This window comes from Hymenobacter psychrotolerans DSM 18569 (genome assembly GCF_900142395.1).
GTDB classification, from domain to species: Bacteria; Bacteroidota; Bacteroidia; order Cytophagales; family Hymenobacteraceae; genus Hymenobacter; species Hymenobacter psychrotolerans.
The window spans coordinates 58,650-81,326 of record NZ_FRAS01000012.1; the positions used below are offsets into that span (position 1 = coordinate 58,650).

The 22,677-nt window shown below is 59.7% G+C and carries 19 protein-coding genes and 2 tRNA genes; 6 read left to right on the plus strand and 15 right to left on the minus strand.

Annotated elements, in window-relative coordinates; all coding sequences use genetic code 11:
• Positions 1 to 7: 7 nt before the first annotated feature.
• Both BUE15_RS12005 and BUE15_RS12010 read left to right on the plus strand, forming a co-directional pair.
• Positions 8 to 505 (plus strand): YajQ family cyclic di-GMP-binding protein, encoded by a 498-nt coding sequence (locus BUE15_RS12005; protein ID WP_073285157.1) that lies wholly within the window; start codon positions 8 to 10, stop codon positions 503 to 505.
• A gap of 103 nt (positions 506 to 608) precedes the next feature.
• Complete coding sequence (locus BUE15_RS12010; protein WP_073285160.1) at positions 609 to 1,382, plus strand: TerC family protein; 774 nt, start codon at positions 609 to 611, stop codon at positions 1,380 to 1,382.
• Between the two features lie 84 nt (positions 1,383 to 1,466).
• Here BUE15_RS12010 and BUE15_RS12015 read toward each other — a convergent pair whose 3' ends face one another.
• From BUE15_RS12015 to BUE15_RS12030, 4 genes are all read right to left on the minus strand, one after another.
• Positions 1,467 to 2,261: a J domain-containing protein gene (locus BUE15_RS12015; RefSeq protein ID WP_073285163.1), complete on the minus strand. Its 795-nt coding sequence runs from the start codon at positions 2,259 to 2,261 to the stop codon at positions 1,467 to 1,469.
• Positions 2,258 to 2,689 carry a hypothetical protein gene (locus BUE15_RS12020; protein WP_073285165.1) on the minus strand — a complete coding sequence of 144 codons (432 nt, stop codon included), beginning with the start codon at positions 2,687 to 2,689 and terminating at the stop codon, positions 2,258 to 2,260. Before BUE15_RS12020 ends, BUE15_RS12015 begins: the two co-directional genes overlap by 4 nt.
• A gap of 96 nt (positions 2,690 to 2,785) precedes the next feature.
• Positions 2,786 to 5,470 (minus strand): T9SS-dependent M36 family metallopeptidase, encoded by a 2,685-nt coding sequence (locus BUE15_RS12025; protein WP_073285168.1) that lies wholly within the window; start codon positions 5,468 to 5,470, stop codon positions 2,786 to 2,788.
• A gap of 181 nt (positions 5,471 to 5,651) precedes the next feature.
• On the minus strand, positions 5,652 to 6,194 hold the full coding sequence (locus BUE15_RS12030) for an RNA methyltransferase (RefSeq protein WP_073285171.1): 543 nt from the start codon (positions 6,192 to 6,194) through the stop codon (positions 5,652 to 5,654).
• A 322-nt stretch (positions 6,195 to 6,516) separates the two neighbouring features.
• Between BUE15_RS12030 and mutS the strand changes: the two genes are divergently transcribed.
• From mutS to BUE15_RS12050, 4 genes are all read left to right on the plus strand, one after another.
• Positions 6,517 to 9,225 carry a DNA mismatch repair protein MutS gene (gene mutS, locus BUE15_RS12035; protein WP_244535944.1) on the plus strand — a complete coding sequence of 903 codons (2,709 nt, stop codon included), beginning with the start codon at positions 6,517 to 6,519 and terminating at the stop codon, positions 9,223 to 9,225.
• A gap of 254 nt (positions 9,226 to 9,479) precedes the next feature.
• Positions 9,480 to 9,552 (plus strand) — tRNA-Gly (locus tag BUE15_RS12040).
• Between the two features lie 137 nt (positions 9,553 to 9,689).
• Positions 9,690 to 9,770, plus strand: a tRNA-Leu gene (locus tag BUE15_RS12045).
• Between the two features lie 109 nt (positions 9,771 to 9,879).
• Positions 9,880 to 11,178, plus strand: a complete 1,299-nt coding sequence (locus tag BUE15_RS12050; protein ID WP_073285174.1) for a tyrosine-type recombinase/integrase — start codon at positions 9,880 to 9,882, stop codon at positions 11,176 to 11,178.
• Between the two features lie 45 nt (positions 11,179 to 11,223).
• Here the strand turns inward: BUE15_RS12050 and BUE15_RS12055 are convergent, their stop codons facing one another.
• The 11 genes from BUE15_RS12055 to BUE15_RS12105 form a co-directional block, all read right to left on the minus strand.
• Complete coding sequence (locus BUE15_RS12055) at positions 11,224 to 11,628, minus strand: hypothetical protein (protein ID WP_073285176.1); 405 nt, start codon at positions 11,626 to 11,628, stop codon at positions 11,224 to 11,226.
• Between the two features lie 85 nt (positions 11,629 to 11,713).
• Entirely contained in the window at positions 11,714 to 12,619 is a 906-nt protein-coding gene (locus BUE15_RS12060; protein WP_073285179.1) for a hypothetical protein, read from the minus strand.
• A complete protein-coding gene (locus BUE15_RS12065; protein WP_073285182.1) occupies positions 12,616 to 13,197 on the minus strand; it encodes a recombinase family protein in 582 nt (193 codons plus the stop codon). The genes BUE15_RS12060 and BUE15_RS12065 overlap by 4 nt, the downstream gene beginning before the upstream one ends.
• On the minus strand, positions 13,197 to 13,595 hold the full coding sequence (locus BUE15_RS12070; RefSeq protein WP_073285184.1) for a hypothetical protein: 399 nt from the start codon (positions 13,593 to 13,595) through the stop codon (positions 13,197 to 13,199). The genes BUE15_RS12065 and BUE15_RS12070 overlap by 1 nt, the downstream gene beginning before the upstream one ends.
• 213 nt (positions 13,596 to 13,808) lie before the next feature.
• Positions 13,809 to 13,994 (minus strand): hypothetical protein, encoded by a 186-nt coding sequence (locus BUE15_RS12075; protein WP_211617642.1) that lies wholly within the window; start codon positions 13,992 to 13,994, stop codon positions 13,809 to 13,811.
• Between the two features lie 231 nt (positions 13,995 to 14,225).
• Positions 14,226 to 17,330 carry a phage tail tape measure protein gene (locus BUE15_RS12080; protein ID WP_073285190.1) on the minus strand — a complete coding sequence of 1,035 codons (3,105 nt, stop codon included), beginning with the start codon at positions 17,328 to 17,330 and terminating at the stop codon, positions 14,226 to 14,228.
• Positions 17,331 to 17,340: 10 nt separating this feature from the next.
• On the minus strand, positions 17,341 to 17,811 hold the full coding sequence (locus BUE15_RS12085) for a hypothetical protein (RefSeq protein WP_073285194.1): 471 nt from the start codon (positions 17,809 to 17,811) through the stop codon (positions 17,341 to 17,343).
• Entirely contained in the window at positions 17,808 to 19,277 is a 1,470-nt protein-coding gene (locus BUE15_RS12090) for a hypothetical protein (RefSeq protein ID WP_073285197.1), read from the minus strand. Before BUE15_RS12090 ends, BUE15_RS12085 begins: the two co-directional genes overlap by 4 nt.
• Positions 19,274 to 21,301, minus strand: a complete 2,028-nt coding sequence (locus tag BUE15_RS12095) for a SprB repeat-containing protein (RefSeq protein ID WP_073285200.1) — start codon at positions 21,299 to 21,301, stop codon at positions 19,274 to 19,276. Before BUE15_RS12095 ends, BUE15_RS12090 begins: the two co-directional genes overlap by 4 nt.
• 35 nt (positions 21,302 to 21,336) lie before the next feature.
• On the minus strand, positions 21,337 to 21,867 hold the full coding sequence (locus BUE15_RS12100) for a hypothetical protein (protein WP_073285203.1): 531 nt from the start codon (positions 21,865 to 21,867) through the stop codon (positions 21,337 to 21,339).
• Positions 21,867 to 22,667 carry a hypothetical protein gene (locus BUE15_RS12105; protein WP_073285205.1) on the minus strand — a complete coding sequence of 267 codons (801 nt, stop codon included), beginning with the start codon at positions 22,665 to 22,667 and terminating at the stop codon, positions 21,867 to 21,869. Before BUE15_RS12105 ends, BUE15_RS12100 begins: the two co-directional genes overlap by 1 nt.
• Positions 22,668 to 22,677 lie beyond the last annotated feature (10 nt).

The window sequence follows — 22,677 nt, forward strand, 5'->3', positions numbered from 1 at the left end:
TCTTCCCATGGCATCCTTCGACATTGTAAGCAAAGTAGATCCGCAAACTCTGGAAAATGCGGTGAATACGGCCAAAAAAGAATTGCAGACCCGCTACGACCTGCGTGACACGAAAGGCGGCATCGAGCTGGACAAAAAGGCCAACACCATCCTGCTCAGCTCCGAAAACTCTATGCGCGTGAAGGCGCTGGAAGATATTCTGCTGGGCCGCGTAGTAAAGCAGGGCATCGACGGTACTGCTCTCGACTTCTCGGCCGAAGAGCAGGCCAGCGGCAACCTCGTCAAGAAAACCATCAAAGTGCGCGCTGGCGTCGACAAGGATACGGGCCGCAAGATCAGCAAGGCCATCAAAGACGCGAAAGTGAAGGTGGAAGTGCAGATGCAGGACGACCAGATGCGCGTGACGGCCAAGAAAATCGATGAGCTGCAGGCTGCCATTGCCGTGCTTCGCCAGCACTCTGCCGACATCGGCCAGCCGCTGCAGTTCGTCAACATGAAAAGCTAACCCAGTGGCAGCTCGCAGCAGACGTTCCGTGCTTAGTTTCTAAGCCATTAGCTGCCCACTGCTGCAAAGCTGCTCCCGAAACTTTCTATTCACCTTCCCCCACATGGACTTCGACCTCTCGGTATTTTCCAGCTCCCAGGCCTGGGTTAGCTTGCTCACGCTAACTTTCATGGAAATTGTGTTGGGCATCGACAACATTATCTTCATTTCCATCATTGTCAGCCGCCTGCCGCGCGAGCTGCAGGGGCGCGGGCGCACCATCGGCCTCACGCTGGCCCTGTTGTTCCGCATTGGACTGCTGCTGAGTATTTCCTGGATTGTGGGCCTGAAAGCGGCCCTCTTTACCGTGGAGCTGCCCTGGATGGAAGGTCCGTTCGGCGTCTCGGGCCGCGACCTTATTCTGCTGGTCGGCGGCCTGTTCCTGATCGGCAAAAGCACCACCGAAATCCACACCAAGCTGCAGGGCGAGGAAGAGGGCGACCATGCGTCGGGCAAAGGCACTACGTCTATGCGCAGCGTCATCTTCCAGATCATTCTCATCGACATCGTGTTCAGCTTCGACTCCATCCTGACGGCTGTGGGGCTGGTCGATAACGTGCTGATTATGATTCTGGCCGTAGTGCTTTCAATGGCCGTGATGATGGTTTTCTCGGGCGTGGTTGCCGACTTTGTAAACCGCAACCCCACCATCAAGATGCTGGCCCTCTCCTTCCTGATTATGATTGGGGTGATGCTGGTGATGGAGGCCTTCCACAAGGAAATCGAGAAAGGCTACATCTACTTCGCCATGTTCTTCTCGCTGGTGGTCGAAATCCTGAACATGCGCCTGCGCAAGAAAACCACGCCGGTGCATCTGCGCGACTCGCAGTACGACTAGTGCCCAAATCCAAATCATCCGAACCAGAAGGGCCCCATCTGCGTGCAGATGGGGCCCTTCTGGTTTACAGCCAACGCCAACTGGCTATTCGAAAGACGCCAGAAATATCAGACAGAGGATGCAAAGCACGCCACTCAGAAATGCCAGCCTGAACACATACTCAGCAGGTTGCTTTGGCCAGAGTGCCGCCGCCGCTGCCACGCCCAGCAGGAGCGGCAGCAGCCACACATTGGTATACACGTTGGAAGTGGCGAGGACCGCACCGGCCATTTTCCCGGAGTCTACTTTCACTTCCCATACCTGACTGAACCACGGGCTGTGGTATACTACTACCTGGTCGTCGGGCGCCAGGCTGTCTGCTGAGGCGGAAAACGAAAACTGCTCCGTGTTTATCTGGCAACCATCTTGCTGGCAGCGCATGTGGCTTACGCGCTGCACACTGGCTTCTTCCTGAAAGGCATCGACACATAGCAGCAACGCCAGCAAGAGGCCGGCCGCGGCCACCAGCCGCATAAGTGGGGCAAGTCGGGCAAACTCCTGTTTATACTGCGCCGGCTGCGTTGGCACGTGCCGACGCCGGGCGGCCGGGCGGCCGCGCCGCCGCAGAGCCGGGTCACGGTGTACCGGCGGCACTGGTGCTGCCGGCGGAGCCGTTCCGGTAGCAGGAGCCGACGTCGGCCGTAAGCCAGCATCGTACTGCTGGCGGCGGGCGGCACTGCTCAGGGTTTCGTAGGCTTCGTTGATGGCCAGATAGCGACGGTGCGCGGCCGGGTCGGGCGTGCGGTCGGGGTGCGTGAGCAGCACCAGCCGCCGGTACGCCCGCCTGATTTCCTGAGCCGTGGCCTGCTCACTTACTTCCAGCACTTCGTAGTGGGTCATAGGGCCAGCGTCAGGGCTACTACCGTGGCGGCCTGGTCCTGCACGCGGCGGGTAGCCAGTTCCAGCAGCCGGCGGTTCAGCTCGGAGCGGTGCTCACGATAATACGCCAGCTCGGCGGCCGTATACAAGCCGCAAATCAGCCCTACTACAGTGTAGCGCAGCTTGGTATTGCGGGTCAGCAGTTCTGCCAGCAACCGGTGCTGCTCAGTAGCCGAAGCCCCGGCCAGCGCTATATGATGGTCGCGCACGAAATCGGCCACTACGGCCAGCAGCACGTCGTTTTGCAGCTTTAGCACCGGGCGCAGCGTGTGGTGCAGGAAGTCGGCGGGGGTGGCGTTGCCGGAGGGAGGAAGCACCGCCGGCAACACTGGGCGCAGGGCCAGCAGCGCGGCATCAGGCCGCCCGGCATCAGAAAGTTCAGCAGACATGGTATGGGAGTTTCAGGAAGTAAATAGCATAGAAAAACCCGTCCGGCACAGTGCCAGACGGGTTTTTCTATGCTACTCAACAGAAAGCGGGCAGGCTTAGTGCTGCACAGCTACTTTCTTGGTGATAGTGCCTTCCGACGTGGTGATGCGCACCACGTAGACACCGTTTGCCAGCTCGGCGGTGTTCAGCTTCACGCCAGCCTGCTGCAGCGTAGCAGCCGATACCGACGTAGAGCGAACCACCTGGCCCATCAGGGTCAGCATTTCCACCGCAACGGCCGATTTGCTGCTCACCTGCGTGCGAACTACTACCTGCTCACGAGCGGGGTTGGGGTATACTTCCAGCAGCTGCTCGTTGAGGCGCTTGCTGGTGCTGAGCGTCGAGGGCAGCGCGAAACCGGCCGTGTTGTCGGTCACGTTGGTTGCCAGACCCTGAATAGCGTCGAAGCCCATGCCACGACGGGCGAATGCGCGCCAGATGATGTCTGAGTTGGAAGCACCGTAGAGGATGGAGTCGGCTTTCAGGATGGCGTTGCGGCCATCCAGCATGCCGGGCGTGCAGGGCTGCAGCTTCATGCCTTCCAGCACGAGGCGCAGGGCCATGTTGTTGCCGCCGGTCAGGGCGCTGAAGTCGGCGTTGTAGCCGTGGCGGGCAATCATGGCCCAGTTCATGTCCCAGAGGGCCGTGCACCAGATTTCACCTACTGCGTGCGTTTCCGTGTAGCCAGACGTACCCAGGTTGTCGTAGGTCAGGTCGCTGATGAGCATGTCGGTGCTGTAGCGCTGTGTACGGATACCGTCGCCGGCAACGGGCTCCGACGAAGCGTACGTCCCGATACCACGGGGCGTAGTACCTACGTCGCCGGGCTTGGTGGTCATCCACAAGCCGAAGAAGTCGCTCCAGCCTTCACCCATCGTTTCGTAGCCGGAAGTGTTGGGTAGGCAGCTGGAGTTCAGGCGGCCGCCGGTGAGGCGGGTTGAGATGCCGTGGCCGTACTCGTGCGTGATGATGCCGTTGTCGAAGTCACCGTCGCGGCGGGGCGTAGTGCCGGCCGTGAGCGTCACGGTCTGGCCGGCCGTGATGGCGGCCAGCAGACGGGTACCGTCTACGTAGTTGATGAACAGCGACGGAATCCGGATGCCGATGGAGTCGGGAGCCGTGCCGGCCATCGTCACGAGAGCCGTAGAGCCCACAATGCTGTCCATTACCACCACGAGGCGGGCACCGGCATTCTGGGCATTCTTGATTTTAGCCGAGAAGTTGCAGCTGCCCCGGCGAATGAACGCAATGTTGCCGTTGATAGCCGCGGCATTCACGAAAGGCACGTTGCAGCCGCGCATGGGCTGAGCCGATCCATCGTTTACGGGAACCAGCGTGCCCGTGATGGGGCCAACTACCGACAGCGAGCGGCCTTGCGCGCCTTCTACGGCATTGAGCGGACCTGCTACCGAAGCCGGGGCCGTTACCGTCACCGACGTCACCCCCGACCATTCAAACATCTGCATCCGCGGCGCTGAGCCATCGGGAGGAGTTGAGAAGTTGGCGTTGTTTAAGTTAGGAGCAGTCTTCGCAGCACCATCCTGCGCTTCTGCCAATACCTGGTCATTACCCCCGGGCAGGGCCGTGCCACCTACGGTAGTATAGTTCCTACGCTGAAAATTGCCAGCCGCCTCCGTGAAGCCTTTGGTAGCCATCACATCGTGCACCACGTTGTTCCAGTAGAACAGATTGGTTACGGCTGCGTCCTTGTTGACTTCCGGCTGAGCGGTGGTCGTGAAAGGGAAGTCGAAGATTTGCGTGGCACCGCCTTCAGGGCTGGCACCCTTGCGGAAGATATTAGTACCGTCTCTATCCAGATAAGCAAATACGTTGTTGCCTTTGGTGTTGGTGGAGTCAGCACCGGCCACGCCGTTCACATCGTGCCAGCCGAAGGGCGAGAACGTAGAAGAAGCCGGGTTTACGAGCAGCTGACGAGCACCGTGGCTGGGGCTTTCAATCGTAGCCGGGAAAACGTTGTAGGAATTCGGGGCGGTGGTGCGGTTGGCCGTGGTGGGGGCCGGAGTTGCCAGCACCTGCTGCCAGCCGCGCGTTGCCAGCGCCTTCTGGGTCAGCTCAGCAAACGACACCGGCTCCGATATCGTGTAGTCGTACTTCTCAAGCAGCTGGCCGCTTTGCGCATCTACGCGCACGTTCCAGTGGTGCTGGGCATCCAGCGGAGCCAGCGTCACGTCCCAGGCCAGGGCCAACTCGCCGCCAGCCATGCGCTGATATACCAGCTTCACTGGAATTTTCTCCAGCGAAATACCGCCTTCATTGAACACCATACCAGCGGCTGGCGTACCCTCCTGCTCTACGCTCAGGGCGCGGGGCGCGGGCATGCTAAGGGCGCGGGCAGCGGCAGCCACTGCCTGCGTAGCCGTGAGGGCAGGTGTGGTAGAGCGTACTCGGGCTGCTACTCCGGCCACAAAGTTGTGGTGCATGGTTACCACGCGGCCGTTGGCACCTACGTGCACGTTGGCTACGGCATTGTGAATCTCAATGCCCTGATGACGCTGGCGCAGGTAAACGTGCGTCAGGCCGGTGCTGGCATCCGTATAGTGGCTCGTAACAGCCGGGTTGGCCAAGTCCTGCTCGCTCAGCCCCTGGCGCGAAGCTTTAGTCGTCAGCGCCGACAGCGCCTGAGTCAGCGGGGCTTGTTGAGCAGCCGCCAGCCCAGGTACGGCCAGCATAGCTGCCAGCAGCAGTGCCCGGCTGCCTGGCAGTGTAAAAGTTGATTTCATCCGTTAGGAAAGTAAAAATGGGAAATTTTAAGGGTCGTTAGAGTGAAAACCGGCCTGCTGCCAGGCGTCTCGTTCCAAATCTACACAGGAAATTGGAAATTTCAGGCATAGCACGAAGCGGACCTTACAGCTTGCCCAGTGCCCGCCAAAACTAAGCCGCACCATAGGCCAAGCCGCTGACTTACTGCCCGTTTTGCCAGCCCATCTTGCTCATAAAATCCCACAGCACCACTCCGGCCGCCACGCTCACGTTCAGGCTGTGCTTGGTACCAAACTGCGGAATCTCCACCGCTACGTCGCACAGGGCCAGCACTTCATCTTCCACGCCAAACACCTCATTGCCCATCACTAAAGCATAGGAACGGGCCGGATCGGGCTGGAAGGCGGGCAGCGGCTGGCTGCCGGTAGTTTGCTCCACGGCTACCAGCACGTAGCCAGCGGCCTTCAGCTGGTGCAGCGCTTCCAGCGTGGTAGGCGCGTATTCCCACACCACCGATTCAGTGGAGCCCAGCGCCGTTTTCGTGATTTCGCGCTGGGGCGGCCGGCCAGTGATACCGCACAGCCAGATTTTCTCGATGGCAAAGGCATCGGCCGTGCGGAAGGCGGCGCCCACGTTGTGCAGGCTCCGCACGTTGTCGAGAACTAGGGTGAGGGGGAATTTTCGCGTATTTTTGAAGTCTGCCACCGTCAGCCGGTTCAGCTCTTCCATCGAGAGTTTGCGCATGGCCGCAAAGGTAGGAACGCCCGGCCGGGTGGCCGCTGTTAGGGTTGGACGGTTCATGCGAACTGGCTGCCCTCCTTACCGCGTGTCATCCTGAGCGGAGCGAAGGACCTTGTCACAACTGAACAGACCCTTGCCCGGATGTTGTTTCCATGCCGGTCGTTTTGGTGTAATAAGGTCCTTCGCTCCGCTCAGGATGACAGTGCCCGCCCCCATATTCCTGAATTTCCGTTTTTCCGTGAAAACCAAAGTCGCCGATTCAACTAAAAAGCCTGTCCGCACCCACGGCACCCTGGGCCCCGCTCCCGTGGTCGATACGCCGCTGATGCGCCAGTATTATGAGCTCAAGCAGGCGCACCCCGGCGCCGTGCTCCTGTTCCGGGTCGGCGACTTCTACGAAACCTTCGGGGAAGATGCCGTAACGGCCTCGCGCATTCTCGACATTACGCTCACCAAGCGCGGCGCGGGCACGGCCTCCGAAACGCCGCTGGCCGGCTTTCCCCACCACGCCCTCGACAACTACCTGCCCAAGCTGGTGCGCGCCGGCCAGCGCGTCGCCATCTGCGACCAGCTCGAAGACCCCAAGCAGGCCAAAGGCCTCGTCAAGCGCGGCATTACGGAGCTCGTGACGCCCGGCGTGAGCCTGCACGACAACGTGCTGGACCGCCGTTCTAATAATTACCTCTGCGCCGTGCATTTCGGCAAGCAGGAAGCGGGCATTTCGTTTCTGGATATCAGCACCGGTGAGTTTCTGGTGGCCCAGGGCACTATTGATTACCTGGGTAAGCTGCTCCAGAACTTTCAGCCGGCGGAGGTGCTGTTCTGCCGCAAAAGCCGGGCGGAGTTCGAAGGGCATTTCGGTCCCGACTTCTGCCATTTTGCGCTCGACGAGTGGGTGTTCGGCTTCGACTACTGCCACGACACGCTCACGCGCCACTTCAACACGGCTTCGCTCAAAGGCTTCGGCATTGACGGGCTGCGTGAGGGCATCACGGCGGCGGGCTGCATCATGCACTACCTCGCCGAAACCAAGCACACCGACGTAGGCCACATCGGTAGCGTCGGGCGGCTGGAGGAAGACAAGTACGTGTGGCTCGACCGGTTTACGGTGCGCAACCTGGAGCTGGTACAGGCCCAGCACCCCGGCGGCGTGCCGCTCATCGACATTCTCGACCAGACCGTGACACCGATGGGCGCGCGCCTGCTGCGCAAGTGGGTGGTGCTGCCCCTCAAGGAGCCCGCCCAGATTCAGCGCCGCCTCGACACGGTGGAGGCCCTGCTGCAGACGCCCGAGCTGCTGGAAGACCTGCTGCAGCACCTGCGCCAGATCAACGACCTGGAACGCCTGATTTCCAAGGTGGCGGTGCGGCGCATCAACCCGCGCGAGCTGCTGCAGCTGGCCCGCGCCCTGGAAGCCATCAGCCCGATTCGGGAGCAGCTGGCGGCCTCCGGCATCCGGGCCCTGCAGAAGCTGGCCGACCAGCTGAACCCCTGCGCCGCGCTGCGCGACGAAATCCGGGCTAAGGTTCGGGAAGACGCCCCTATTCTTACCAACCAGGGCGGCGTGCTCAACGATGGCGTAAATACGGAGCTGGATGAGCTGCGGGCCATGGCGTTTTCGGGCAAAGACTACCTGTTTCAGCTGCAGCAGCGCGCCGTGCAGGAAACCGGTATTTCGTCGCTGAAAGTGGCCTACAACAAGGTGTTCGGCTACTATCTGGAAGTCACGAACGCGCACAAAGACAAAGTGCCTGCTTCCTGGATCCGGAAGCAGACGCTGGTGAATGCCGAGCGCTACATCACGGAGGAGCTCAAAACCTACGAGGAGAAGATTCTGCACGCCGAGGAGCGTTTGTTCGTCATCGAGCAGAACATCTACAATGACCTGGTGCTGTTTGCGGCGGAATACGTGGCCCAGATTCAGCAGAATGCCCGTGCCATTGGAGTAGCCGACTGCCTGGCTTCCTTCGCGGCCACGGCCCGCCAGCACCGCTACGTGAAGCCCACCGTCGACGATTCGACGCTACTCGACATTCGGGCTGGCCGCCACCCCGTGATTGAGCGTCAGCTGCCCCCCGGCGAGCAGTACATCCCCAACGATATCTGCCTCGACCAGGACGACCAGCAGATTGTGGTGATTACGGGACCCAACATGGCCGGTAAATCGGCGTTGCTGCGCCAGACTGCCCTGATTGTACTGCTGGCCCAGATTGGCTCCTTCGTACCCGCCGATGCGGCTCACATTGGCGTCATCGACAAGATTTTCACCCGCGTCGGTGCTTCCGACAACCTGAGCAAGGGCGAAAGCACCTTCATGGTGGAAATGACCGAAACCGCCAGCATCCTCAACAACCTCTCCGACCGGAGCCTCGTGCTGATGGACGAAATCGGGCGGGGCACCAGCACCTATGATGGTATCAGCATTGCCTGGGCCATTGTGGAACATCTGCACAACTCGCCTAAAGCGCGCGCCAAAACCCTGTTTGCCACGCACTACCACGAGTTGAACCAACTGGCTGATGACTGCCCGCGGGTGCGCAACTACAATGTAGCTGTGAAGGAAGCCGATGGCCGCATTCTGTTTCTGCGCAAGCTGCGCGAAGGCGGCTCCGAGCACAGCTTCGGTATTCATGTGGCCCGCATGGCCGGCATGCCCACTTCCGTGGTGCTGCGCGCCAACGAAATCATGCACCATCTGGAGCAGGAGCGCACTTCGGCCGGCATAGACCCCGACACGCCCACCGAGTTTGACGACGTACTGGCCGGCCTGGAAGCACAATCTGACGGCAAGATAATTCCGCTGAACGGCGCGGCGGCCGCACCGGAACCGACCCGCCGCGGCCCCAAAGCGCAACCGGCTGCAGCCGTGCACACTGCTCCCCGCCCCAGCTTGCAGCTTAGCATGTTCGAGCCCGCCGACCCGGTTATGGAACGAGTCCGGGAGCTGCTGGAGAAGCTGGACGTCAACACACTCACGCCCATAGAAGCCCTACTCAAGCTTAATGAGCTGAAGCTGGCCGCCGGTGGCAAATAACCAAGCGGCCTCCGCAGGCCCTGAGCAGACTAGTTCCAGCGGCAAAAGGCCCTTTCATATTGTTGTTACTTTCTCCCTCTTCGATTCCGGCGCGCATAGCGCACAACAAGAGCAAAATTTTTCTCCCTGATACTGAGCAAAAACCATCTTGCCGGAGGAAAAAAACGCGTTTTTTTTCAGCGCAGGTCTTGACAGAAAGAAAAGTCGTTGTACCTTTGTCACATCAAAACGCCACTACGGCGCCAAGATCAAAAGCGAGAGTAGCTCAGTTGGTAGAGCGCGACCTTGCCAAGGTCGAGGTCGCGAGTTCGAACCTCGTCTCCCGCTCAAAAAGGATGTTTCTTCGGAAGCATCCTTTTTTTGTTTTATGGTGGCTCTGTTTCAGCTAAAAGCGGCCGCCAGAACAATAATTCAGAGTTATTTGCCCAACTTGCCGCCCTGTCTCCTTCAGGCGACGGGCAACTGCCAGAGTGGTGTAATGGTAGCCACGAGGGACTTAAAATCCCTTGCCCTTGGGCGTACGGGTTCGAGTCCCGTCTCTGGTACTTTTTAGCCTCCGGGCACCTTTAAAGCCCCTTTCAACCTCGTTTCCAAGCTGGAAACGCAGGTTGAAAGGGGCTTTTCTGCGTTCATTGTTTAACACCTGTTTAACACGTGAGTTTAACAGCTACCATCAGCCTCCGTAAACCTGCGCAGAAAAACGGCCTCAATACCGTGCGCCTGCAGGTCATCATCAACCGGAAAGTGGTCATCGTGCCGTTGGACCTGAGCTGGCCGGAGCGGCTGTTCGACGAGAAGTCGGGCCGGTGCCTGGACAAGCTGCCCCGCGATAGGCAGCCAGCCGGCTATAAGGAACTGCTGCGGCACACGGAGGCACTGATGGGCGAGCAGCTGGAGCAGAAGGCCAGCGACAACAACCTGATCATCGGACAGGCCCGCAGCAAGGCCAACGAGATATTTGTCGCTTACCGGCTACAGCCGGAGCTGGTGCTCACGGTAGATGAGTTTCTGCGCCAATACCACAGTGGTGTCAGCAGCACGGACTTTTTAGGCTACATGGAGGCCCGGATAGCAGAGCGTGCCAAGAGAGGGCAGATTTCGGAGTGTACGCGTATCAAGCACGTGACCACGTGGCGTAAGGTGCAGGAGTTTGCGCGGACGCTGCCGATAAACAAGGCCAGCGCCAAGGATAGCAGCCGCCTGCCGGTCCTGCCCTTCAGCAGCTTCACCCATAAGTTTGCCAGCGACTTCGACTCGTGGCTGAAGAAGGTACATAACAGCTGCACCAATACCCGCTCGGGCCGGCACCGCAACGTGAAGGCGTACTTAGAGCTGGCCCGGCGCGACAAAATCACCTTCGAGAATCCCTACCAGTACTTCACCAACACCACGGTGGCCGGCAAGTGGAAGGCGCTGGCGGAAGAGGAGCTTACCGCGCTGGAAACCTACTATGCCAGCACGAAGCCGGGAGATACGCACCGGCGCATGCTCCAGAAGTTCCTCTTCAGCTGCAACTGCGGGCTGCGCCTGGGCGACCTGAAGCGCATGGACGAGGCCAAAGTAACGGGCCAGCTGGTAGAGCTGAAGGTGCAGAAGACGTTCCGCTACGATGAGAAGGAAACGCTGCTGCCCATCACCAAGCGGGCGCTGCGCTACCTGAATGACAGCCGGACCGAAAACGGCACCGATGGCTTCTTCCTCTACACTGACCAGTACACCAACCGCACCCTGCAGAAAATAGCCGACTGGCTAGGCATCAAAACCAAGCTGCACCACCACATCGGCCGCGAGACCTTCGCCACCAACTTCATTCGGCGAGGCGGCAAAGTTGAGGTGCTGCAAAAGCTGATGGGGCATAAGAAGCTGAGCATGACAATGAAATACGTCCATGTTGACGAGGCCATGAAGCAGGCCGAAATAGACCGGATGGATGCGCTCGACGACGCGGCATAGAAAAAGCCCGTTCCAATCTAGGAACGGGCTTTTTCTGTTTTATATCTATGCCTGATCGGCTATTCTCCTACCTGGGTCGATGTGCAGATCAGCCCTGCGCTTGCCCTTGATGTGGTAGAATTTGTACCACCGGCCGTGTACCTTCTTTTTTCGGCCCACTAGCCTGGGTGGCCCCCGAAACTTTGGCCCGTCAATCTGGCCCACGCCCTGAATGGCACTGGTCGGAGCAGCTGGCTGAGCTGGCACCGGCACCACGGCCATCACTGGCACTACTGGCATCACCAAAGCGGTTAGTTCAACCAGATAAACGGGAGCCTGCACCAAGTAGAGGTAGGCCACCTTTTCAGGCGTTGGCCTTACATCGGGAGGTGGCTGAGCCAAAACTGGCCCCGACAGGCTAAACACGATGACCATGCCACTGAGCAGCGCGGCACTGAGTAATGCTCTCATAGGATAGAGAAAAGGTGAATAATGAGTTGAAGAACCCAAAACTCACCTTGGCTCTATCCGAGAAAAAGGACAGGAAACAGGAAGGCTATTCGTTATACAGGTATATACCTTCTTTTAGTCTAATAACCCCTCTGGCTTTTACCTCATCTATCTTATCCTTTTTATTTAGAGGGTAATATGTTTCAAGTCTGTGAATCTTCTTTGCATTGGCATGAGTGCTTTCATTAATTAATTTTGTATGCACTGCAAAAATATCTCCCGCAAGATCTTTTTTAAAATAAAAGGTTAGCTCTTTAGAATTATCTCTAGTTACAGAATCTGGAATAACAGAAAATAAATGCTTCACGTTATCAATGACTTGCTCTAGGCTTGTCATATTAAGCTGAGACTTAGCTGATTCCAAATCTATTTGCAAGAAGCCGTTTCTAATCACATGCCTATTCAAAATATGCATGATAGATACCTTGTCAAACCGTATTGCCATGCCACGAAAGGCAATGTCCAATGTGGGGAGGTTGTGCTTGGCTAGATAGTCGTGATATAACCTGTCGGAGCGAATTCTCAGGTATTCCATCTTTGCCTTCAGATCGTTTGACTTCTGTATCAAATCCTCCCCAGAGTATTTCCTTTTAATTTCTTTCAATTCTATATTATATTCTTTTCTTACTTGTCTAATAAAGTCATCTGAGCTATTTGAATCGTACTTGGCCTCGAAATCCGCAACCCTCTTTGCAAGCTCAGCTACATGGTCGTAGTTTCTAGCTCTTGTGCTTATTACAGGATTGGGGGAAGCTTTTAGATAAAATCCCGTTATAAATGTTTGATCTGCACATAGGGCTTGGTACTTTTTGAATACGCCAGGATCATCGGATTGCGCTCCTATCAGAAATAAGCACAATCCTTCCTCCTCTTCATAAGTCAACGTCTTACCATTATTTGCTTTTTCAAGGGCTTTTTCAATGGATACCCCATTCATGACCGGAAGGCTCATTGTATTAAGTATTTAGATACGGTACTAGGTGAAAGTCCCAGGGCGGTGGCAATGGCCCGGTTCGAAATGCCAGTGGCCTTCAGCCGCTGCACTTGGGCCTGCTTATAGGTGTCGACACCCGGCCGGCCCAGCACCTTGCCTTTGGCCACGGCCTTCGACAGCCCAGCCTTGGTTCGCTCCCCGAGTCGCACCCGCTCCTGCTTGGCAATAGTAGCCAGGATGCTGATGATAGCATCCTTGAACATGCCCGTCGAGTCCAGGTACTGCTCGGTGTAGCTCTTGAACTGCACGCCTGAGTGCGAAAGACGCTGCAGGTGGTTGAGCGTTTCGATAACACCCTCCCGGCTGAAGCGGTCCAGCGCCCAGAACAGCACCACATCGAAACGGCGCTGGTGGGCATCGGTGAAGAGTTGCTTGAATTGCGGCCGCTCGGCCTTGCCGCCCGATTCGGTGTCGAGGTACTCTTTATAGATAGAGTAGCCCAGCCGCTCGGCGAAGGCCCGCAGCTCACGCAGCTGGTTTTCATTGTCCTGCCCTTTGTCACGAGTGCTCACGCGTGCATAAATGGCAGCTTTCATTAGAGTCCTGCGTTTGGAAAGAATTCGTGAAACCGTTCCTTATTAACGTAGTAATTAGCCATTTTAGTGACTGAGCTTATCTCTTCTAAGCTATGTTCTTGTTCGGTATTATCTATTGCTACAAATCTGTTCTCTCCTTTGTATTTGAGATAGGCATCTGCCCCGTCCTTTAGAGAAACCACGTCCAACTCGTAGAAGGGCGTTGTTATTCCTGCTTTCATAAACCCAAGGGTTATGTGGTGCTGTTTGCGAAACGATTCCTTCTCCAAATTCTGCGGTTCAAAATTCCGAACCCCAATAAGATTAGCCAGTGCATCCCAAGATTTCAGAGATACAGAATCTGAGTTCTTATCATTTTGCCAAACCATCAGGTGTGGAAGTGAGCTAGAGGCTGCCATGTGCTAGAAAAACGGATGAGCCTAAAGCTACAAAAACCCCGTCCAAAAAAGGGTATGAAAAACGCTCCCAAGAAACCGCGTTTTTGAGTGCGTAGAGCAGGGTACTAAAAGTGTCCAAGAATCGACCGGTTTTTGGACGGGGTTGCTCAAAACAAAACTGCCCCACCCGGGAAGGCGAGGCAGTCAGAAGCGGTCACGAGCAGCGAGTAGAAGTTAGTCTGCCACCTGTATCTCCTTAATACTGTCAAGGGCCGTGGCCAGATCAGCGACCAGATTGAACATGCGGCGCAGAGTAGCCGCATCCTGTTGCTGTTCGGGCTCACGCATCAGGTAGTTGGAGAGCTGGTGTAATTCGCCTACCAAGTGCTCCCGGTCACCATTATGCTTTGCGTACAGCATCGACATAAAGGGACGCACATCTATAACGGATTTCGATACAGGGTCCACAACGGGTAGCGGACCATCAGGAAGTTGGGGCACCATAAGTAAAAAGAAAAGGGTGAGGGGCTGGGCGTTGCTCTTGCTAACATATTTAGTATAGTGCTAAAAGTATTATAAAGTTTCGGAAAGTGTTTCCCTCTGCTTCATTATCCGTCAAGATCCTACCCTTCTAATCCTCAGGGAGGCACGCTAATCGCCCTTTCGAATGGCCGACTGCGCCTTCAGCGTTGACAACTGCTGCTGGCTCTTTTGCAGTTCCTGCAGACTCAGCTTTACCTCCAGTTCCCGCTGCCATTGGTCGATGCGGGCATTTTGCAGGCGCTGCTCTACCAGGATGTCCTGCAGCAGCTGCACGGTTTCCGTCGTCGCGGAACCCGTGGGCAGTAAGTCCGCCACCATCCTCCGGCCGCCACCATCCGTCGTGGCCCCGCCTTCCGCGTAGCCGCGTAGTCGCCGGGCCTCCAGCCAGCTTTCAACGGCCAGCACCTGCGGGTCGGCCCGCATCCACTTCGGTATCACGTACTCATCCTCGTGCACAATGCCGGCTACGGCGAAACCAGTATTGTCGACGAGTCGGCCACTGGCCCCGACACGCATATCCGACAGGTTCATCATGTTGCTGAACGCCTGAGCACCCTGCGCACCAGCCATCATGCCGGCTCCAGTGCGCCCACCCTCGGCAAAGCTGAATTTCTGCAGCTTGGTCAGGGCAAACGTCGTGCGGGCCACGGCCAAACCGGTCTGCAGCGCCCCGATAATAGCGCCCACTGTCCCCCCTGTTGGGCCGTTGGCCGGGTTTTCAGCCGCATACCGCCAGATTGCGGCCACTTCCTGCGCCCCATCCATGATTAGCTTCGCCCCGCTCAGGGCCGTGTACATATTGTGGTGCTTCTTCCGGGCCGCTTCGTCCTGGAACAGAATGTCGATAGTGGTCTGCAGGGCCGCGCTGCCAAACTTAAGCGTCATGTCGACGGCATCCATCTTGGCTTTCTCGCGCTTCTTGGTGTTGTCCTCTATCTCCTTATTGTGCTCCTTTTCCAGCTTGGTTAGCTCACGCCGGGTTTTCATGTAGAGCGTGGTGGTTTTGCCACCATGCGCTGCCTCCATTTCCAGTTTGGCTTCCAATGACCGGCGCTTCGACTCATACAAGGCCAGGTCGCGCGACTCCTCGGACAGTAGCATCTCGTCGAACATCACTTGAATGGCCAGCTCCCGGTCCTGCTGAGCGGCATCCTCGTCGAGCAGACTCTTTTCGAAGCGGGTTTTGGCATCCTCGTCGGCCTTGGTCTGATACTTCTCCGACAACGCGGCCAACTCCCGGTTCTGCTCATCCCGGATGGCCATCAACTGCTGCTGCTGCTGGGCCTCGGTGCCTTCTACCAGCGCCGCTTTACGGCGGTACTTGAGCCGCACCCCCGCTATTTCACGCTCATGGTCGTCTTCGATGGCCAGCACCCGCGCATCTTCCAGCTTCATTTCCAGTGCCACCTGTGCCTGCAGGGCTTTCAGCCGGGCCAGATCGGCTTTGTCCTGCGCTGCAGCGACTTTCTTCAGCCGCGCTTCCCGGTCCTTGTCTGCTTTGGCCTCATCCGCTTCCGTCATGCCCGTCCCGGCTGCCCTGCGCGTGGGAGCCTCATTTCCCCCGTTGCTCGACGTGGCGCTGGCGCTGGCCGAGCTGTCGCCGGCAGCCAGTGCTGCGGCAAACGCCCGGTTGTATTCCTCGCCGGCCGTGGTGCCGATTTTTCCGAACTCTGCCTTGGCTCCCGCGAAGTCGCGGTTCAGGATGCGCTGCCACGCCCGGCCGATTACGCCGAAGCTGGCCTCGGCTGCCGCCGAAAACCCGGCGAAATAAGCCGGCCCGTTGGTGAGCAGCGCGTAGAGCGTGCGGACCGGGGCCGTCATCACCTGCAGCGCGGCCCGCGCCAGCTCCGATTTCTTGGCCCACTCCACCAGGGCCACGGTGATGTCGGCCAGCACGCCCCACAGGGCTTTGGTTGGCGCGAAAATCAGCCGGAAGATTGCGCCCAGCGCCTCCCCGACTCCTTTGGCCGTAGTGCCTTCCTGGCTGATCAGGCCCAGCGACTGGCCCAGATCCAGCAGCGAAGCCCAGATGCGCTGCACCGGCTCGGCCAGTTCCCGGAACGTGGCTCCCAGCGAGACGAGCAAGGTGTAGAGCACCGTCATGGCCCTGTTGGTCACCGTGCTCATCATCGTGCCACCGCCCTCAAACGCCTTCGCCAACTCGTTCTGCGCGTCGGCAAGCTCCTTTTCCGAGCGGAGCTGCTCCCGCTGCCGCTGCACGTAGACGTTGGTTTTATCAACCAGCTCATCCACGCCCCCGCCCACGTTGCGCAGGGACTTCAGATAGTCGAGGCCCGCATCCTCGCCCGGCCCGCCGAACACGTCGGCCACCACGGTCTGCAGCTGCGATGCGGGAATCTTGGTGTCGTTCATCTCCTGCGAGATGCGGCGCAGCGCCTCTATCGACGTCATGCTGCCGGAATTCACGCCCTCCAGAATCTCTTTGGTGAATTCCGGCCCGAAGGCGGCGTACAGGGCATCCTTGGTAGACTTGGTCTGCTCCGTAATGCGCAGCCCGAATTCTTTCACTACGTCGGCCCCCTTATCGGAGAAGATACCGCCCGTCACCGACTGCGAAATGATGCCGATGGCTTCGTTGGCACTCACGCCGGCAGCCTTGAACTGCGGCCCGTATTCCTTCACCTGGTCGAGAAACTCGCCCGACGCATCAGCCCCCGACAAAAAGCCCTGCTCAATCAGGCGCATGGCTTCCTGCTGGCTTACGCCCATCGTTTTGCTGAGCGAGTTGCTGGCTACCAGCACCTCGTTGAAATCCTTGCCGAAGGTGCGGGCCACGGCCATCACCGAACTGGTAAGCCCGTCCAGCTCCGCGCCCGTCGCGCCTGTCAGCCCGTTGATGCTGGAGCGCAGCGTCTGCACTTCCTTGGTGGTCTGAATGACTTCCGCCCCCAGTTCCTTAATGCCGTCGATGATAGCTTCCGCGCCCACCGTTACGCCCGCAAAGGCCATAGCCTGCTGGAACACGCTGGCGGACTCCTTCACCTGGCCCAGCTCCTTGCGCACATCACCGACGCGCTCCTTCAGGTCGCGGTAGTCCTGCAGCAGCTTGGCCCGGCCCGGATCATCGGCCGAGAGCTTCTTGAACTGATTGTAGAGCACGGCGGCTGCCGCGTCCATCTCCTTCAGACTGGCATTTACTTTCTGCCCATTAACGACGATTTCTATCGTTCTCTTTTCGGTTTCACCAGCCATACGACTTTACTTATAAGTTAACCTCGATTGATTTTGGAAGGCCCATGCTCACCGTGGCGATGAGCGTGCGGCCACTGATATCACTCATTAATTCCCCCAGGCGGTGCTGCTCCCGCGCCAGCTGGCGGCTCTGCCAGCGCTTGGCCTTGCGCTGGTGGCGGTGCAGCTTGCCCTTGCCGTTGCGCAGACGCCGGTAGTCGGCCCCCTGGTCCTTGGTCACGCCCGCCCCCATACCGCGCCCCACGCCCATGTCGACGTACATGCCCTGCAGGGCGTACACCAGGCGCAGCTTCAGCTCATCGCCGCCCGCCGCACCGACGAGTGCGCCCCGGAAGCTCTCGTACAGCTCGCCGGTGGAGCCGATTTTGAGCTTCTTTATATTGGCCCGGAAATTCTGGATCGTGATATCCAGCCAGGCCAATGCCACCCGCTGCCGCTCAGCCGCTATATCCGGCCCCTGTTCCTGCTGCGGCCCGCTCATCGCACCTCGTGGTAAAGGATAGTGGCCCTGCCCAGCTTGCGCTGCACGTCTATCGTGAGGCTGATCTGCTTCCACAGGCGCAGGTGCGCGTCGACCATTTCCAGCCGGCCCGGATCGAGGCTGCGCAGATCCGCCAGGTTGAAGGGCATCTCGTACTCAGTCTCCATTGCCCGGCTCCGGAACGCATACCACGCCTTGCCGAACTGCTCATGCAGCCCCTCGGCCCCGTCCCAGAGCAGGGTGAGCTGCCCGGCCTGGGTGCCCCCGTAGCTCACATTGCCCGACGAGCCCAGCGGATATTGCCCGGCCCGGCTGTCCTGCTGCATGCCCCGGTTGAAGAGCAGCCGCAGGCCCGTTTTGCTTTCCGAGCCCAGCCCATACGCCTCGGACGCACCCTTCGCGCTGATAGCCGGCACCAGCCACTCGCGGCCGGCGACCAGCGGGTCTTCTTCCACCACCATGTGCAGCGTGCCGGCTTCCACAGTGATTTCCTCCCCTCCCGCCCCGAGGCGCAGCTTCTGCCAACTCGTGTCGAGCACGTCGTCCAGGTCGTCGTTGTCGTCCGGACTCTGCACCAGCACCCAGCCGTTGGTGCGGTTGGGCACACTGCGCAGCAGCTGGCCGCTGCGCTCCTGGTAGTCGGTGCGGGCCAGCTCCCGCCCCAGCCGGCGAATGCGCAGCACGCGCCGCTGGGTGTCGAACTGGTAGCCCAGCGTGAACAAGCCCTGCAGGGCCAGCAGCAGCGCGGCCACCGTGATGGTGGGCACGTGGCGGGCCAGTATGACCGTCGCCGGCACCAGCCCGTCGCTGTCCTCATGCGCCCGGTCACTGTAGATGGCCAGCGTCTGAATTTCCGGCTCGTCGAGAAACTCGCCCACTACCGTCCAGCCGAAGTGCTGCATGACTTTCCGTAGGACCGACACCAGGTAGGGCTGCGGCGCGAAGGCGTGCTGCACGCTGCTGCCGATGGGGTAGCCGGCCGGTCCGTAGTAGTTGAGGATGCCCTTGAAATCCTTGTTTTTATCGCCGTAGAACTCCGGATTGCGCACCGGCAGCAGCGCGTAATCCGGCCCCGTGTTGGTACGCAGAAACGGCACCTCACCCAGGTCCAGATCGGAAATCAGCACGCCCTTTATCTGCTCCCGTAACGCGCCGGCATCGGCGGCGAAGTTGTAGGAAAGCTGCTTTTTGGCCTCGTCGCAGTCGATGTACTTCAGCGCCCCCAACTGCCAGAGCGGCCCGTCAATGAAGAGCTGCACCGGCAGCGGAGCTGGCCCGCCACTGGCTTTGGAACGGTGCGGAAAGCCGAGCCCGCGCAGGTTGTCGCGGGTCCAGCTGAAGCCAAACGGCAGCGACGTGGTGCCGGGAATGGATTCCTCCTCGAAATAGGGGTTGTTGATTTCCAGGCTGAGCGAGTCGCCCGCCAGCTGCAGCTCCTCGCCGCCCATCGTGAGCATCCGGATCATAGCTGCCCCCCTTCTCCGGCCGCAACGGGCCGGGTATTCGCCGACGTGGCCACCGGCAGGCGCGGCGTAAACACGCGCTGGCGGGGCAACTCAAAGTCAAAGGCATAGCTGCGCGTGGTGTCGCCGTCGTTGAAGGCTTCGAATGCCTTGGGCTTCACCTTGCCCGGCCAGTAGAAGCCGTCGCGCACCATGGTAACGCGGCGGCTCAGCACGAAGTCCTGCAGGCCCAGCAACTCGCCCCGCGTCAGCGCCCCGACCTGCACGTTCAGCACCATCGTGCCGGAACGGTCCAGGACCACGGCATCGCCCAATTGCGGGTCGTGGCCCGGATTGGGGCCGCGCTGGGCCTCTTCCTGCACCGGCGTAAGCGTGCCCGTTGCCTCGCCGGTGCAGGCCAGCGTGTTCACGCCGCCCAGCGAGTTGGTGTAGAGGAAGTAGCGCTTCTGCGGAAAGTAGCGGTAGTCCAGCCGGTAGCGGCGCTCCTCGGACTGCGGCACGCCGTTGTCGTCGACCACCTGCACCGACCAGCTCAGCACGCGCCGCGTGGGCGAGTCGAAGCGGCGCAGCACCAGCGCCTCGAAGCCTACCGGCAGGCAGAACACCTCGTAACGGCGCGGCCCTGGGTAGGTGCCGGCAATGAATTCTTCGCTGCTGCCATCGGTGCAACTCACGCGCACCCGCACCGAAAACGCGGCCAGCGCAAAGGAATCGGCCATGAAGTAGAGGTACTCCGGCTGCTCAGGATGACAGTTCCGGTCGTTGGGCTGCCAGGTAAGGAACGGCTTCACTGCCGCCTGATAGGTGTTGAACCAGGTGCGCGAAGGGTACTCGAAGAAGTCCAGCCCGCCGAGCACCACGTAGTTGGTCTGCTGCAGCTGCTGCGGCCCGTCCTCCGCGGGCTCCCCGTACCGCTCCCAGCTAAGCAGGTAGAAGCGTTTGAACAGCGAGTCGGCGCGGCTGATGTCGCGCTGGCCGAGTTCCGGCAGGTGCTCCTGCAGGTAGGTATCGAGCAGGGTCTGCACTTCAAAGCGGGTGCGGCCGTGGCGGTCAGCCGGCTGCTCTATCGGCTCCCCGATTCGCACGAAGTTGCCGCTCATGTATTCCGGCTCGATGTACACCTCGCAGCAGAAGCTCAGGTTGGGCTTCCCTCCCGGGTCTTCCCGGTACTCCGGGCCGGCGTCCATCGGCAGGACGATGGGGTTGAGCGAGAAATAAAACTGAAACTCGGAAATGGTGACCGAGACTTCATCCGTCGCGCCCACCGAGTCGGTGATGCGGCAGGTATAGGTGCCCGGCTCCAGGTCCGGGCGCGTGGCCTCGGTGGTGCCGTTATCCCAGAGGAAGGTGTAGGGTGCCCGCCCGCCCGACACGCGCAGCGTCACGTCGTTTTCGTAGCGGTCCACCACTACTTCGAGCTGGTCGTCCTGGCGCACCAGAATGGTAACCGAGAGGCTGACCCCGCTGGAGTCGGCCACCACGCAGGTGTAGCGGCCGGCCCGCAGGTTGCTGCGGCTGGCCGTAGTCGGCCCATCGGCCCAGGTGTAAGTGTACACCCCGTTGTTGCCGTTGCGGGCCGTGAGCGTAATGGCACCGGTGGCCGAGCCGAAGATGCCGGCCGGCGTCACGTCCTGGTCCACAAAAACCGGGCGGATAGTGCCAATGGGCGCACTGACGCTGAACAACCCCGGCCGCAGCTGCAAGCAGGGCTGAAAGTCGTATCGCAGGTCGTAGAGCGTGGCCTCAATAATGAAACCGAGCAGCATGTTGCCGAACACCCCGCCAGCAGGTGAGCGGTGTTCCCTCACGGTATAGGGCAGGCTCAGACTGGTGATGCGCTCCTGCACCACGCGCATGGCATCACTAATTACGCCGTCACGCCCTCCAGTCTGCTGGTAATTGGCGTTGAATATGCCATACGCCGGCACGCCTGTCAGCGTGCCGCCACTGAAGGCCGTGAACTGATGATAGGCACCATCCAGCCAAATCTGAACCCAGTCGCCGGTGACACCCTGCTCAGGCACCATGAAAATATATTGTTGCGCTAAACGTTCGCCGGCCATCAGTCGAGGAATTTGGAGGGTTTATAAGTCAGCGCCTGGGTAGCGGCGCTGCGGAATACATAGTTGAAGCGGCACCCGACCATCACCTGCGCAATCGGCCCCACGGCCTCCTGGAGCACGTCGTCGGGCGAAATCTGCAGGCCCGCCTCGCGGAGCTGCGCGATGATGGCCCCCATCAGGTCTTCGCCGATTTCCTCGCACTCGTCGATGACGGCGTCGCGGCCGTCGAAGTCGCCCGCCTCCGTGAGCTTGAGCACCAGGAAGGAGCTGTGGTGGTACTTGGCGTAGAAGTCGCCGTCGTTGTCGCCGTAGTCGGCCTGGTAGTTTTCCAGAATCAGGGCCGCTTTGCCCTCGCGCAAGTCCAGCTTGTTGCGCAGACTGGTATAAAACTCGTTCAGGTCGAGCTGCTTCTGGATGGGGTCGGAGCTGATAAGAATGCGCAGGAAGCGGCACTGCTCCGGCGAGTGCTGAATGGCGACGTGGCGGCGGGCCAGCTCCCGGCCCATGTTGGTGTACTGTTGGTGGCGCATTAGTGGGGGGCTTGTTGGCGTTGAAGTTCCCGCTGCCGCTTGGCGGCTTCCTGGTCGTCCTGCATCTTGGCCAGCACCATGCGGGCGTGCTGCTGGCTGGTTTCGGCCAGCGAGCCGAACGCGCCGCCCGATACCTCGCGCAGCACGTAGTCCCAGCCTTTGCTGCCGGCCTTCTCCTCATGGCCCGAGCCGAACACGTCGGGATGCTGTCGGGCCAGTTCCAGTCGGCAGCCGGTGTACCAGGTGAGCACAGCCAGCTTGATGGCCAGCGGCAGCGCGGCCAGCTCAGCGGCCCGCGACTCGATCAGGTGCTCGTTGAAGTCTTCGCGCCGGTCCCCGCCGTAGTCGGCCCGGTCCGGATGGTAGGGCTTGCGCTGGGGCCGGTAGAGCACGGCCACCAGCTTGTCGAGCAGGGCTTCCTGCCGGTCCGCGCAGAAGCGCATGAAGTAGCTGTCGGCGAAGATGAATTCCTTGAACAGCAGGTTGCGGAAGTGCTCACGCGGGCCGTAGAGCAGCCGGCCCTTGAACTTGATGGCTGGCAGCAGTTGGGCCGTCAGCTCGTTGCTTTCCAGCACGAAATCGGCCTGCGGCAGCAACTGCGCCAGTTGCACGGGCGTGCAGGAAAGCAGCGTCGGAAAGGGCAGCTGCAGCAGGATGCTGAGCAGGTGCAGCCGCATATCCATGCGGGTGCGGTGCTGGTAGTTCAGCGTCTTGACCACCTGCAGCAGCTGGTGCTCGGAAAGCTCGTTCCAGCAGGCCGGCACGTGGCGCTCAGCGGAGCTGAAAAGGACGTGGTGCATAGAGGAGGAT